The sequence below is a fragment of the Actinoplanes missouriensis 431 genome, from assembly GCF_000284295.1.
GTDB lineage: Bacteria > Actinomycetota > Actinomycetes > Mycobacteriales > Micromonosporaceae > Actinoplanes > Actinoplanes missouriensis.
Map to the genome: position 1 here is coordinate 3,847,759 of NC_017093.1, position 13,839 is coordinate 3,861,597.

14 protein-coding genes are annotated in these 13,839 nt (G+C 70.7%); 10 read left to right on the plus strand and 4 right to left on the minus strand.

What is annotated here, in order from left to right; genetic code table 11:
* The first annotated feature begins 18 nt into the window (after positions 1 to 18).
* Genes AMIS_RS18090 through AMIS_RS18110 form a run of 5 tightly spaced genes read left to right on the plus strand, consistent with a single transcriptional unit; the run spans position 19 to position 5,216 of the window.
* On the plus strand, positions 19 to 1,152 hold the full coding sequence (locus AMIS_RS18090; RefSeq protein ID WP_014443793.1) for an FAD-dependent monooxygenase: 1,134 nt from the start codon (positions 19 to 21) through the stop codon (positions 1,150 to 1,152).
* 12 nt (positions 1,153 to 1,164) lie between these two features.
* The gene (locus AMIS_RS18095) at positions 1,165 to 2,109 is read left to right on the plus strand and encodes a VOC family protein (RefSeq protein WP_014443794.1); all 945 of its coding nucleotides are present in this window, start codon (positions 1,165 to 1,167) and stop codon (positions 2,107 to 2,109) included.
* Between the two features lie 18 nt (positions 2,110 to 2,127).
* On the plus strand, positions 2,128 to 3,063 hold the full coding sequence (locus tag AMIS_RS18100) for a fumarylacetoacetate hydrolase family protein (RefSeq protein WP_014443795.1): 936 nt from the start codon (positions 2,128 to 2,130) through the stop codon (positions 3,061 to 3,063).
* Positions 3,064 to 4,260, plus strand: coding sequence for an alpha/beta hydrolase family protein (locus AMIS_RS18105; RefSeq protein WP_014443796.1), 1,197 nt, complete (start codon positions 3,064 to 3,066; stop codon positions 4,258 to 4,260).
* On the plus strand, positions 4,257 to 5,216 hold the full coding sequence (locus tag AMIS_RS18110; protein ID WP_014443797.1) for a cyclase family protein: 960 nt from the start codon (positions 4,257 to 4,259) through the stop codon (positions 5,214 to 5,216). Before AMIS_RS18105 ends, AMIS_RS18110 begins: the two co-directional genes overlap by 4 nt.
* A gap of 217 nt (positions 5,217 to 5,433) precedes the next feature.
* On the opposite strand, the gene AMIS_RS18115 is transcribed toward AMIS_RS18110, so the two are convergent.
* The gene (locus AMIS_RS18115; RefSeq protein WP_014443798.1) at positions 5,434 to 5,748 is read right to left on the minus strand and encodes a DUF3817 domain-containing protein; all 315 of its coding nucleotides are present in this window, start codon (positions 5,746 to 5,748) and stop codon (positions 5,434 to 5,436) included.
* A gap of 112 nt (positions 5,749 to 5,860) precedes the next feature.
* Here AMIS_RS18115 and AMIS_RS18120 point away from each other — a divergent pair, with 112 nt between their 5' ends.
* Together AMIS_RS18120 and AMIS_RS18125 are read left to right on the plus strand one after the other, a co-directional pair.
* Entirely contained in the window at positions 5,861 to 6,406 is a 546-nt protein-coding gene (locus tag AMIS_RS18120; protein ID WP_014443799.1) for a hemerythrin domain-containing protein, read from the plus strand.
* Positions 6,407 to 6,519: 113 nt separating this feature from the next.
* The gene (locus AMIS_RS18125) at positions 6,520 to 6,804 is read left to right on the plus strand and encodes a hypothetical protein (protein WP_014443800.1); all 285 of its coding nucleotides are present in this window, start codon (positions 6,520 to 6,522) and stop codon (positions 6,802 to 6,804) included.
* A 19-nt stretch (positions 6,805 to 6,823) separates the two neighbouring features.
* Here the strand turns inward: AMIS_RS18125 and AMIS_RS18130 are convergent, their stop codons facing one another.
* Positions 6,824 to 7,606, minus strand: coding sequence for an SAM-dependent methyltransferase (locus AMIS_RS18130; protein ID WP_172666600.1), 783 nt, complete (start codon positions 7,604 to 7,606; stop codon positions 6,824 to 6,826).
* 77 nt (positions 7,607 to 7,683) lie between these two features.
* Here AMIS_RS18130 and AMIS_RS18135 point away from each other — a divergent pair, with 77 nt between their 5' ends.
* Complete coding sequence (locus AMIS_RS18135; RefSeq protein ID WP_014443802.1) at positions 7,684 to 9,999, plus strand: PAS domain S-box protein; 2,316 nt, start codon at positions 7,684 to 7,686, stop codon at positions 9,997 to 9,999.
* Positions 10,000 to 10,016: 17 nt separating this feature from the next.
* Positions 10,017 to 12,128, plus strand: a complete 2,112-nt coding sequence (locus AMIS_RS18140; protein WP_014443803.1) for a glycoside hydrolase family 15 protein — start codon at positions 10,017 to 10,019, stop codon at positions 12,126 to 12,128.
* Here the strand turns inward: AMIS_RS18140 and AMIS_RS18145 are convergent.
* On the minus strand, positions 12,114 to 12,578 hold the full coding sequence (locus AMIS_RS18145) for a hypothetical protein (protein WP_014443804.1): 465 nt from the start codon (positions 12,576 to 12,578) through the stop codon (positions 12,114 to 12,116). The genes AMIS_RS18140 and AMIS_RS18145 overlap by 15 nt on opposite strands.
* An 85-nt stretch (positions 12,579 to 12,663) precedes the next feature.
* Here AMIS_RS18145 and AMIS_RS18150 point away from each other — a divergent pair, with 85 nt between their 5' ends.
* Complete coding sequence (locus AMIS_RS18150; protein WP_041830994.1) at positions 12,664 to 13,452, plus strand: SAM-dependent methyltransferase; 789 nt, start codon at positions 12,664 to 12,666, stop codon at positions 13,450 to 13,452.
* A 3-nt stretch (positions 13,453 to 13,455) separates the two neighbouring features.
* Here AMIS_RS18150 and AMIS_RS18155 read toward each other — a convergent pair whose 3' ends face one another.
* Positions 13,456 to 13,794: a cupin domain-containing protein gene (locus tag AMIS_RS18155; RefSeq protein ID WP_014443806.1), complete on the minus strand. Its 339-nt coding sequence runs from the start codon at positions 13,792 to 13,794 to the stop codon at positions 13,456 to 13,458.
* Positions 13,795 to 13,839 lie beyond the last annotated feature (45 nt).

The window sequence follows — 13,839 nt, forward strand, 5'->3', positions numbered from 1 at the left end:
AACAGAGGGGAAACAGCCGTGCCTGCAGTTCGTAACGTACTGGTCGTCGGTGGCGGCGCGGCCGGTGCCGCGGCGGCGATCCTGCTCGCCGAGGGTGGCGTGGCGGTCGACCTGGTCGACGTGAAACCCGACGTCGCAGCCATCGGCTCCGGGATCACCCTGCAGGGCAACGCCCTGCGGGTGCTGCGCGAGCTGGGCGTCTGGGACAAGGTCAAAGCCGAGGGGTACGCGTTCGACACACTCGGCATCCGTGCCCCCGACCCGGCCGGCACCCTCGTCGCCGAGCTCACCGACATCCGCACCGGCGGCCCCGACCTGCCGGCCACGCTGGGCATGTACCGCCCGGCCCTGGCCCGCATCCTGATCGACCGCGCCACCGAGGCCGGGGTGAAGATCCACTTCAACCGGTGCCCGGAGAGTCTGGAGCAGGACGGCGACACGGTGCGCGTCACGTTCGCGGAGTCCGGTGAGGAGCAGCGTTACGACCTGGTGATCGGCGCCGACGGGATCCGCTCGTGGACCCGCCGCCGGCTCGGCATCGACTGCGAGCCGCAGCCGGTCGGCATGGGCATCTGGCGCACGTTCACAAAACGGCCGGCCAGTGTGACCCGGACCGACCTGATCTACGGCGGGCCCTGCTACATCGCCGGTTACTGCCCGACCGGCGAGGACACCCTCTACGCGTACCTGGTGGAGGCCGTGCAGGACCGGTTCCGCCTCGGCCCGGAGGAGTCGCTGGCCACGATGCGGGAGCTCTCGCTCGCCTACCACGGTCCGTGGGACGAGATCCGGGAGCAGCTGACCGATCCGGCTCGGGTCAACTACACCGCGTTCGAGAGCCATGTGCTGGACGGCCCCTGGCACCGGGGCCGGGTGGTGCTGATCGGCGACGCCGCCCACTCCTGCCCGCCCACCCTCGCGCAGGGCGCCGCGCAGGCCCTCGAGGACGCATCCGTGCTCTCCCAGCTGCTGCTGACCGCCGGCAGCGTCACCGACTCGCTCTGGTCCGACTTCACCGGCCGCCGCCTGCACCGGGCGAAGACCGTGGTCGAGGCCTCCCTGCAACTGGCCGCCTGGCAGCTCGCCCACGAGCGCGGCGACGTCCCGGGCCTGATGGCCCGCGTGTCCCAGCTCGTGGCCGACCCGGCCTGAAAGGAAACCGCAATGACGAACGACGAACGGCTCATCACGCACCTGCGGCACGTCGACCTGGCGGTGCCGGACTACGACAGGCAGCTCGAGTTCTACACCGACATGTGGGGCCTCGACGCCGAGACCAGCGACGAGGGCATCGCGTTCCTGGCCGCCGCCGGCTCACCCGAGCAGTACTCGGTGCGGCTGCGCAAGGCCGCCGAGAAGCGGCTCGACCTGATCGCTTTCGGCGCCGCGAACGAGACCGACGTGAACGCGCTGGCCGAGCGTCTGGGCCGGGCCGGCGTCACACTGGTCAGCGAGCCCGGCAAGCTCCAGACGCCCGGCGGCGGTTACGGCTTCCGGTTCTTCGACATCGACGGGCGGACCGTCGAGGTCTCCTGCGACGTCGCGGTCCGGCAGCACCGCCGGCTGGAGGAGGGCGAGTCCGTCCCGGTCAAGCTCTCCCACGTGGTGATCAACTCGCCGAACCCGGAGGCGACCGTCGCCTTCTACGACAAGCACCTGAACTTCGCGCTCTCGGACACCCTCATGCACCCGCGGATGGGCGAGATGATGTGGTTCCTGCGGACCAACCGCTGGCACCACAGCCTCGCCATCGCCCGCGGCCCGCACGTCTCCCTGCATCACGCGTCGTTCGAGATGCGCGGCATCGACGAGTACATGCGCGGCACCGGCCGGCTGCTGCGCGGCGGGGTGGAGAAGGTGTGGGGCCCGGGCCGGCACATGGCCGGAAACAACACCTTCAGCTACTTCCTCGACCCGCACGGCAACACGATCGAATACACGACCGAGCTGGAAGAACTCGACGAGGACAGCTGGCACCCGCACCTCTACGACTTCTCCGACCCGACCGTCAGCGATCAGTGGGGCACGGCGAACCCGATGAACGAGTTCGTCGCCAAGCAGTCCTTCAACGACGTCGACCGCGGCGTCTTCGTCGCCCCGCCGGTCTGAGCCGGGCGGCCGACGACCATGCGGATCGCACGCTTCCGTCATGCCGGAGAAATCAAGACCGGACAGATTCACCACCATGGGGTACGGGTCTTCGCGGGCTCCCCGGAGATCGGCTCGATCATCGCGGGCGGGATCGCCGAGGCGCACCGGCGGGAGGTCGCTCAGACCGTACCCCTGGAGGAAGTGCAGTTGCTGGCGCCGCTGCAGCCGAGCTCGATCCGCGATTTCGTCGCGTTCGAGGAGCACGTCGAGGGCGTGCGGCGCAGCGTGGACGGGTCCGCCGGAGTGCCCGACGCGTGGTACGACGCGCCGACGTTCTACTTCACCAACCCGCACGCGATCTACGGCCCGGGCGACGACGTCCCGTTCCCCGCGGCCTCGGTGGCCCGCGACTTCGAGCTCGAGGTCGCGGCGATCGCCGGACCGGACCGGTCGATCTTCGGCTACACGATCTTCAACGACTGGTCGGCACGGGACCTGCAGAGCCGGGAGATGCAGGTGCGTCTCGGCCCGGCCAAGGGCAAGGACTTCGCGAGCAGCCTCGGGCCGTGGATCGTGACGGCCGACGAGCTGGAGCCCTACCGGGACGCCGACGGCTTCCTCGATCTGTGGTGCACCGCCGCGGTCAACGGCGTCGAGGTGGGCCGTGACCTGCTCAGCAACATGGGCTGGACGTTCGAGGCGATGATCGCCTACGCGGGGCGGGACAGCCGGGTCGAGCCCGGCGACGTGCTCGGTTCCGGCACGGTCGGCAACGGCGGCTGTCTCGCCGAGCTGTGGGGCCGCAACGGCACGCAGGATCCGCCGCCGCTGACCGACGGTGACGTCGTGACGCTGACCGTCGAGGGGATCGGCAGCCTGACGAACCGCATCACTTCCGGAGCAGAGAACACAGGAATTCCGCGCGTCCGCCGCCGTGACCCGGCGCAAGCGCGAGCAGAGAGGCAGAGCTGAATGTTCGAGTACTTTCCCGGCAACTACGTCTGGAACCTGGGCGTCGTCGCCACCCTGAACAGCGGCGGCCTGATCGACGAGGTGGACCGCGCCTGCCGCCCGATCCGCGACCTCGCGGCGCAGGGCTCGGACGTCGGCACCAAGGAATTCATGGCCTCCTGGGCCGCCGTCGCCGAGGACCTCGCCACCCAGGCGGCGGCCGACGAGAAGGCCGGCCACCTGCGCACCGCCGGGCAGAAATATCAGCGGGCCACCAACTACCTGGCCCAGGCCGAGCGGATGCAGAGCGCCAAGTCGCCCGGGCGCAAGGCGTTCTACCAGCGGCTGCTCGACCTGCAGCAGAAGGCGTTCGACCTGATCGACCCGGACACCACCCGGGTGGCGATCCCGTTCGAGGGCACCCTGCTGCCGGCGTACTTCACGAAGGCCGGTCCGGCCGCGGCGCCGACGATCATCCTGTGGAACGGGCTGGACTCGACCAAGGAGCACATGTACTCGTCCGGGTTCGCCCACGAGATGGCCGCCCGTGGCATCAACACCCTGATGGTCGACTGCCCCGGCAGCGGTGAGGCACTGCGGTTCCTCGGCCTGACCAGCCGGGTGGAGACCGAGGACTGGGCCACGGCGTGCGTCGACTACCTGCTGACCAGGGACGACGTGCAACCGGAGAAGATCGGTCTGATCGGGTGGTCGCTCGGTGGTTACTACGCGCCGCGGGCGGCAGCGTTCGAGAAGCGGCTCGCCCTCTGCGTCGCCTGGGGCGCCAACCACGACTGGGGCGCCGTGCAGAAACGCCGCCTGGAGCGCGAGGGGGAGAACCCGGTCCCGCACTACTGGGACCACGTGCTCTGGGTCTGGGGCGAGACCGACCTCGACACGTTCATCAAGAAGGCCGAGGCGGTGAACCTGGACGGCGTCGTCGAGCAGATCACCGTGCCGTTCCTGATCGCCCACGGGGAGAACGACCGGCAGATCCCCCTGCAGTACGCGCATCGCTCTTACGAGCAGGCGGTCAACAGCCCTCAGCGCGAGCTGCGGATCTTCACGAAGGAGGAGGGTGGCGCCGAGCACATCGGGCTGGACCACTTCGCCCACGTGCAGACGTTCATCGCCGACTGGGTCGACGACGTCTTCCGCGGTGTGTCCCGGAGCCCGCATGTGTCAGGGAGCCCGCATGTGTCAGGGAGCCCGCGGTGATCGATCCCAAGGACCCGGAGGGCGCGATCGCGGCGGCCGCGAAACGCTGCTCCAACTGGGGGCGGTGGGGCGCCGACGACGTACAAGGAACCATGAACTTCCTGACGCCGGAGAAGCGCACGCAGGGCGCGCGGCTGGTGCGACGAGGGGTGTCGTTCTCGCTGTCGCAGAGCTTCGACGCGAACGGGCCGCAGAAAGGCTGGCGGCGGCGCACCAACCCGGTGCACACGATGCTGGACACCGGCACCGACGCGGTCACCGGCGTGCAGGGCTTCCCGCACGGGCTCGGCGGCGCCGACGACGTGATCGCGATGCCGCTGCAGTGCTCCACCCAGTGGGACGGGCTCGGGCACATCTTCGACCACGGCATGACCTGGAACGGCCGGCGCGCCGACAAGGTGGTGACCAGCCTCGGTGACGCCGTCACCGGGATCGAGACCGTCGCCGGCGTGATCGCCGGCCGGGGCGTCCTGCTCGACGTCGGCCGCGTCCTCGGCGAGGACGGCGAGCTTCCGGACGGTTTCGCGATCACGGAGGAGCATCTGCGGGCGACGATCGCCGCGCACGGTCTGGAGGTGGGAACCGGAGACATCGTTCTGGTGCGGACCGGGCAGCTCGCCCGGGTGCGCCGGAACGGCTGGGGCGACTACGCGGGTGGTCCCGCGCCGGGCCTGTCGTTCACCACGGCGGACTGGCTGCATCGCACCGAGATCGCCGCGATCGCCACCGACACCTGGGGTTTCGAGGTGCGGCCGAACGAGTTCGAGGAGGCTTTCCAACCGCTGCACCAGGTGGCGATCCCGCACATCGGGCTCTTCCTGGGCGAGATGTGGGATCTGGACGCGCTCGCGGCGGACTGCGCGCAGGACGGCGTCTACGAGTTCTGGCTGACCGCCGCCCCGCTGCCGATCACCGGCGCCGTGGGCTCCCCGGTCAACCCGATCGCGGTGAAATAGCCGGCGGCCGACTCGCCGCCGGCGCCGCTCGGTGGCGGCGCGTACCGCTTTACCGGCGGTGCCGCGTCGCTTCGCGGCTCGGCGGCGGCGCTCGGTGGCGGCGCGTGCCGCTTTGCCGGCAGTGCCGCGTCGCTTCGCCGCTCGGCGGCGGCTCTCCGGCACTGCCACGTAGGTGGCCGGGGAGGGGCGGGCAGCGCCCCTCCCCGGCCCGCGGAGATCAGGCGGTGGCGGCCGCCGGCTCCGCTGCCGGGCGACGTTTCGCCACCCAGCGTTCGAAGATCAGTGTGGTGAGGGGAGGGATGGAGGCGGCCAGGCCGAACAGGGTCCGCCAGAGCGACCACCGCTCGGAACGCGCCACCCACAGGGTCGCGGCCAGGTAGGCCACGAAGAGCGCGCCGTGCAGCCTGCCGAAGAACCAGACGCCGGCCTCGGTCGTGTGCGTGACGTGCTTCAGGTACATGCCCACCAGCAGGCCTGTCCACGAGAACGCCTCGGCGACCGCGGTGATCCTGAAGACCCGGAACGCTTGCACGTGTTTCCCCCTCGATTTCGGCGGTGCTGACCGTACGCGATCAAAGATGAGTGTTTGCTGGCAGTGGGGGTAATTCCCTTCGGAGCGATTTGTCAGCATTAAAGGGGGTTCCGTGCCGGACATCGTGGAAGTCATCAAGGAGCAGCATCGCCAGGTCGACGAGCTGCTGGAGGAGGCGACGCACGACGGCGTCGACAAGGCCTCGCTCCTGCACGAGGTGCACCGGATGCTGCTGCCGCACTCCGAGGCCGAGGAGGACTTCGTCTACCCGGCGATCCGCGACAAGGCGGCCGAAGCGGGCGAGGAGGTCGTCGACGGCGCGGTCGAGCATCACCAGATCGAGGAGATGCTGCAGAACCTGCTGCGCGGCAACCCGGACGCCCCCGGCTACGACGGCACGCTGGCCGCGATCATCGGCGAGCTGCGGCACCACGTCCAGGAGGAAGAGGAGGAACTGCTCCCCATCCTTCAGGACAGCCTCACCACCGAGGAGCGCGAGCAGATGGGCCGGCGGTTCCTGGAGGCGACCACCGCGAAACTGCCCGAGGAGGAGCACCACACGAAGAGCGAGCTCTACGACCTGGCCCGCGAACAGGAGATCCCCGGCCGTTCCACGATGACCAAGGAGGAGCTGGCGGAAGCCCTCGGCGACGGCTGACGCGGGTGCGGACGCCGGCACTGAGACCGGGATCGACGCCGCCGACGGGAAGCGGCATCGCGGGATGTCGACTGTCGCGCGCATGGTTGCGGCGATCATCCGATAATCGGGGGATGGCCGAGATCTCTGCGGAGCGGATGCGCCCGTGCCGCCGGTGTGGGCACCCGACCCGGGTGGACCGCATGATCCAGGGGTACGGGCGTAACTGCGCCACCCTGCTCGGACTGGTCGGCGGCACGGTCGACACCGGGCACTCCGGCCCCGACCTGCTCGATCTCCTGGGTCGCTCGCCGACGCCGGCCGAGCCGTTCGAACCCGAACCCGAACCCGAGGACGAGTGCGACGGCGGGGACCGCCCGGCCGACGCACCGGTCGCCAGCGGACGTTCCACGCGCTAGCGGACGGCGCCTCCACTCGCTAGCGGACGGCGACCCCGGCCAGGGTGAGGAACTGCGCCGGGTCGTCGACCTCCTCACCCGGATCCGGACGCCACGACGGGCCGAAGACGACGCCCGGATCGACGAGTGTCCAGCCCTCGAAGAGGCGTTCCATCTGTTCCCGGTCGCGGGGGACCAGTGACGCCCCGGTGCGGTTGTAGAGGTCGGCGACGCGGTCCAGCTCGGTCGGCTGGGCGCTCGCGGAGACGTGCGAGATCGCCAGCACGCTGCCCGGCACGGCGGCCTCCCGGTAGATCCGCAGCGCCTCGGTGAGCACCGGGCTGTCCGGGACGAAGTGCAGCACCGCGACCATCAGGATGCCCAGCGGGCGGCTCAGGTCCAGCAGTCCCCGTACGGCGGGATCGTCCAGCACCGGCGCCGGCTCGCGGACGTCACCGTGGACCACGACGAGCCGGGGATCGTCGCCGAGCAGGTGACGGGCGTAGATCACCGCGGTCGGGTCGATGTCGACGTAGACGACCCGTGCCTCCGGCGCCACCTGGTGCACGTTCTGCTCGGTGGGGATGCCGGAACCGATGTCGAGGAACTGGTCGACCCCGCGGGCGGTGGCGAACCGGACGGCGCGGCGCAGGAACGCCCGGTTGTGCCGGGCGATCATCGGGGTCTGCGGCAGCAGTTCGGCGGTGCGGGCGGCGACCGCGCGGTCGGAGGCGAAGTTGTGGGTGCCGCCGAGGAACACGTCGTAGATCCGTGCGCTGCTGGGCCGGTTCGGGTCGATGGGCGGCTCTGCCGTAGTGCTCACCACGCCACGATGCCCAGATCGCCCATCCTCATAACCGGAATATCCGTAAAAAGGTATTTTTAGGAGGGGAGGGAACGGTGGAGTTCCGCGAGATCCCGGGGCTCCTGCTCGACACCGCCCCGGACGCGATCGTCGTCAGCCGCTCGGACGGCACGATCACGCTGGCCAACCGCCGGGCGCACGACATGTTCGGCTATCCCGCCGGTGAGCTCGTCGGCCGTGCCGTCGACGACCTGGTTCCCGAGGACGCCCGGTCCCGGCATCCGGCACGGCGATCGGCGTACCTGGCCGGTGATCATCCTCCGCTGCGCCGGCTGCCGCTGCGCGGCCTGCGCCGCGACGGCAGCGTCTTCCCCGTCGAGATCTCCCTCTCCGCGGTCACCCCGGCCGGAGACGAGACGTACGTGACGTCGGTGCTCCGCGACGACACGGCGCAACGGGAGGCGGCCCGGACCAGGGCGCTTCTCGCCTCGGTCGTGCAGTCGTCACACGACGCGATCGTCACGACCGACCTGGACGGCGTGGTGCTCTCCTGGAATCCCGGCGCCGAGATGCTCTACGGGCACCCTGCCGCTGACATGATCGGCCGGACCGTCGACGTGATCATCCCGGACGAGCGGCGCAGCGACGAGGAGCAGATCCGGATGCTGGTCCGGCTCGGCGGGCGGGTCGACAGGTACCGCAGCACCCGGCTCACCGCGAAGAACGAGCAGATCTCGGTCTCCACGCTGATCTCGCCGCTGCTCGACGAGCGCGGCAACATGATCGGCACGACGACGATCACCCGGGACATCAGCGACCGGGAGCGGGCCGAGGCCCGGGTGCAGGCGATCCTCGACGCGGCGCCGGACGCGATGCTCGGCGTCGCCGAGTCCGGCGAGGTGGTGCTGGTCAACGCGGAGGCGGAGCGGCTCTTCGACCATCCCCGCTACGACCTGCTGCACATGCCGCTGCCGCTGCTGCTGCCGGACGGGTTGCCACCGGTCTCGGCCGTCCTGCGTACCGGCAGCGACAGCACGCCGCTGGACACCGAACGCGCCGGCGACACTCCCGCCGAGTACGGCGACCAGCGCTGGGCCACCCGGCGGGCGCTGCGCCGGGGCGGGGCGGAGCTGCCCGTCGACCTCGCCTGCAGCTCGCTGCACACCGACAGCGGCGTGGTGATCGTCGTGGTGGTCCGGGACATCACCGAGCGGCTCGCCGCCGAACAGGAGAGGCGGCGGCTGCGCGAGGAGGCCGAGCGGCAGCGCCTGGAGGCCCGGATGCAGCAGGCCCAGCGCCTGGAGAGCCTCGGCCAGCTGGCCGGCGGCATCGCCCACGACTTCAACAACCTGCTCGCGGTGATCCTCAACTACGCCTCGTTCATCGTCGAGGACGCCACCGGTACGCCGTCGGCGGCCGACGCCGAGCAGATCGCCCGGGCCGCCCGGCGGGGCAGCGACCTCACCCACCAGCTGCTCGCCTTCGCGCGCCGCGAGGTGATCCGTCCCCGCCCGCTGAACCTGAACGTCGTGGTCACCGAGGTGCACCAGATGCTGGAACGGTCGCTGGGCGAGCACATCGCGCTGACCGTGCGCACCACGGCCGGACTCCCGTCGGTGATGGCCGATCCCGGTCAGCTGGAACAGGTGCTGGTCAACCTGGCCGTCAACGCCCGCGACGCGATGCCCACCGGCGGCCGGCTCACCATCGACACCGCTCCGGTGCAGGTGGACGCCGAGTACGCCGCCCGGCTCGACCTGAGGATCGGCAGCTATGTGCGCCTGCGCGTCTCGGACACCGGCACCGGCATGCCGCGCGAGGTGATCGACAAGGCGTTCGAGCCGTTCTTCACGACCAAGCCCAGCGGGCAGGGCACCGGCCTGGGGCTGGCCACCGTCTACGGCATCATCACGCAGGCCGGCGGCACCGTGCGGATCTACTCCGAGTCCGGGATCGGGACCACGTTCACAATCCTGCTGCCGGCCACCGACATGGAGGCCCGCGAGGCGTCCCCGGAGGAAACGGCCGAGGAGCTGAGCGGGCACGGCGCGGTGGTCCTGGTGGTGGAGGACGAGGCGGCGCTGCGCGAGGTGACCAGCCGGATCCTGCGGCGCGGCGGCTACACGGTGCTGGTCGCGGGCAGCGGCGAGGAGGCGTTGCGGCTGGCCGCGGAGAACACCGTCGACGTGCTGCTCACCGACGTGATCATGCCGGGGATGCTGGGACGGGACCTGGCGAGCGCGGTGCACCGCAGCTCGCCGGGAACGAAGGTCCTCTTCATGTCCGGTTATGCCCAGCCGGTGCTGACCACGCACGGCACCCTGTCGGCGGACGTCCACCTGCTCGAGAAGCCATTCACGAGTGCCGAATTGATGCGAGCGCTGCACGACGAGCTTCAAGCCCGCCCCTGAGGGGTAGAGCGCTCGTCATGGCGTACCGGAAAGTGGCGACCGCGTTGCTCGCGGTGATCATCGGCCTGGACCCCGTCGGTGCCCGGCCCACGCAGGCGGCTCCCTCGGAGCCCGCCGGTCCGGCGCCCGGCGCGCCGGGCACGGACCAGCAGTATCTGCCGGCCGACAAGGCCGGCCTCCTGACGGCGACCGGGACACGCAGCAAGGTGTGGGTCACCCTGCAGCGCGGCGGCGGCATCGGGGAGATCTTCTACCCCGATCTGGGTACGCCCAGCGCCCGCGCCCTGCAGTTCCAGGTGACCGGCCCGTCCGGCGTCGCCCGGATGCCGCAGCCGTCCACGGAACTGACCAGCGACCGCAGCCTCTCCTACCGGCAGACGTGGGAGGACCCGGCCGGCCGGTGGCGGCTCGTCGCCGACTACACGGTCGACCCCGACGCCGCGGTGCTGCTGGTGAGGGTGCGGCTGAGCGGGCACGGGCACCGGCTCTACACGATCTACGACCCGGCGCTGAACAACAGTCGTGGTGGCGATTCCGGCCGCACCGAGGGCAACGCCTTGATCGCCACGGACGGGCCGGTGACCAGCGCGCTCGTCGCGAAGCCCGGGTTCACCGCGACGTCGAACGGCTTCGCCGGGACCAGTGACGGCTGGACCGACCTGGCCGACGGGCGGATGGACTGGCGGTACGCGTCCGCGTCGGCGGGCAACCTGGTGCAGACCGCTGCCGTGGCGCCGGAGTCCACGCTGGCACTCGGGTTCGGATCGTCGGCGCTTCGGGACGCTTCGGCCGTACTCCATCGGGGTTTTGCCGGTGTTGATCGGTCTTATGCGCGGGGATGGGGGAGTTATCTGCGGACGCTGAGCCGCCCGCCGTCCGTTGCTGATCGGCGGCTCTGGCGGGTGTCCGCGATGATCCTGGCGGCCAGCGAGGACAAGACGCATCGAGGCGCCTACATCGCCGCGCCGGCCGCGCCGTGGGCGTTCGGGCGCGACGATCCGTCCGGGCCCTACCACCTGGTCTGGGCGCGTGACCTCTACCAGATCGCCACCGGACTGCTCGCGGCCGGCGATCGCGCCGGCGCCGAGCGTGCCGTCGACTATCTCTTCGGGGTGCAGCAGAAGCCCGACGGGTCGTTCCCGCAGAACTCACGGCTCGACGGAACCCCGGTGTGGGAGGGGCTGCAGCTCGACGAGGTGGCGCTGCCGATCGTGCTGGCGTATCAGCTGAACCGCGCCTCGGCGTGGCCCGGCGTGAAGAGGGCCGCCGATTTCCTGACCGGTTATGACCAGGCGCCGAACAGTCCGCAGGACCGCTGGGAGAACCAGTCCGGATATTCGCCGGCCACCATCGCCGCGTCGATCGCCGGTCTGGTGTGCGCGGCGTCGATGGCGCGGGCACACGGCGACACGGCGAGCGCCGCGCGCTACGAGGCCACCGCCGACGCGTGGCAGAAGAACGTGAAGGCGTGGACGGTCACCAGCACCGGACCCTACTCGGACAAGCCCTACTTCCTGCGGCTGACCAAGGACGGCCAGCCGGACCGGGGCACCACCTACGACATCGGCGACAGCGGCCCGTCCGGTGTCGATCAGCGCCGGGTGGTCGATCCCGGCTTCCTGGAGCTGGTCCGGCTCGGCGTGCTGCCGGCCGGCGACCCGGTGTTCGCGGACAGCCTCGCCGTGGTGGACGAGCAGCTCGGGGTGCCGGTCCGGGGTGGGCTGTACTGGTACCGGGCCTCCTTCGACGGCTATGGCGAGAAGGCCGACGGCAGCCAGTGGGACTACCCGCTGCCGGCCGACTCGCGGATCACCCGTGGCCGATTGTGGCCGCTGCTGAACGGGGAGCGCGGTGAGTACGCGATAGCGGCCGGCTCGCTGCGGGAGGCGCGGCAGCAGCTGCGGCTGATGGCGCGGGCGGCCGGGCCGTCGCTGGTGCTGCCCGAGCAGGTGTGGGACCGGCAGCCGCCCTATCGGCCGGCCGGCACGCCGACCACCTCGGCCACGCCGCTGACCTGGACACACGCGCAGTATCTGCGGCTGGCGGGGAACGTGGCGGCCGGTCGGATCGTGGAGCAGCCGCGGGTGGTGGCGCAGCGATACCAGCGTTTGTCCTCAGGACAGCGCTGACAGGATGATCCCTAGGCAGCCGCAGCCCAGCAGCGTCACCGCGAGCACCAGCAGGGCCACCGCGGCGACCAGCCCCGGATAACGCTGCGGCGGCACACCCAGGTTGCCGTGCAGGAACGACAGCAGGGGCGCACGGTACTCCAGCTCGACCGTGCGCCCGGAGACCGCGAGCACCGTGGTCTCCGCAGCGCCGATCCGGGACGGCATCAGATAGGGCACGTGGACGTGCACGTGGTGCTGGCCGAGCGCCACCGACGTGACGACCCGGCCCCAGCTCGCCGGCACCGGCTGCCCGTCGATCTCCAGGACCGGGACGAACATGCCGAGCAGGAACGCCAGCGGTGCGTACCGCATCGTCACGGCGATCGCGGAACCGCCGTTACCGTGCGCCGTGTCGTCCGGCGGGAAGCCGGGCAGGACCGGTCGGTAGGGCGGTGCTTGCGTGGCCACGACGCAGGATAAGCCGGAAGGCGAAGGGCTTTCAATGTCCGATGTGGACCCCATGGCGGCGATGGATCTCGATAGAATGCCGTCCATGAACCCGAGCGTCGACGACCAGACCGTCTCTCCGGCCCGGCGATGGAACTACTGGCTCGGGGGCAAGGACCACTTCCAGGTCGACCGGGAGTCCGGCGACCGGATAGCCGCGGCGTACCCGGCGGTGCGCACCGCCGCCCAGCAGGGCCGCGCCTTCCACAACCGGGCCATCCGCTACCTCGCCGGCGAGGCCGGGATCCGGCAGTTCCTGGACATCGGTACCGGCCTGCCCGCGCCGGACAACACCCATGAGGTGGCCCAGTCGATCGACCCGGCGAGCCGGGTGGTCTACGTCGACAACGACCCGATGGTGCTCGCGCACGCCCGCGCCCTGATGACCGGCGGCACCACGACGTTCGTGCACGGCGATCTGAACGACCCGGGCGCGATCCTCGCCGCCGACGAGCTGCGCGACACGCTCGACCTCAGCCGGCCGGTGGCGATCCTGCTGATCGCCGTCCTGCACTTCATCCCGGACGACGACAAGGCCCGGGCCGTGGTCCGCGAGCTGGTCGACGCGGCGGCGCCCGGCAGTTACCTGGTGGCGACGAACTCCACCAAGGATTTCGTGCCGCCGCACGTCGCCGCGGTCTACGACCAGATGCTGGCCGCCGGGCACGTCGACGCCTGGCCGCGCGACAAGGACACGTTCGGGAGCTTCTTCGACGGCCTGGAGCTGGTCGATCCGGGCGCGGTGGCGATCAGCGAGTGGCGGCCCGACTCCGAGGACCGCCCGGCGGCCGCCGAGGTGTCGATGTACGGCGCGATCGGCCTCAAGTCCCGGTGATCCTCAGGCGCCCGTGATGTAGACCTTGCGCAGCGGCTCGTCGACGTGCCAGACGGTCTTCGTACCGGCGGCGAGCCGCACCAGGTCACCCGCTTTGATCGCGAACCTGGCGCCGTCCGCCAGCTCGATCACGCCATGCCCGGCAAGCAGCAGGAAAACTTCCTCCGCCTCGACGTCGCGGACCGATCCGGAACTCATCTCCCAGACGCCGACCTCGACGCCGGTGATCCCGGTGACCGAAACTGATCCCGTGGTCGGCGTCCCGCTGACGATCACCGCAGGGTCGGCGGGCTGATGCGGCACGAGTACCTCGGCCAGGGGAAACACGGCGACACGCTCCATGACGTTGCACCCTAGCCGTACCGTGGCTGTTCAGGTCTTTCAGGG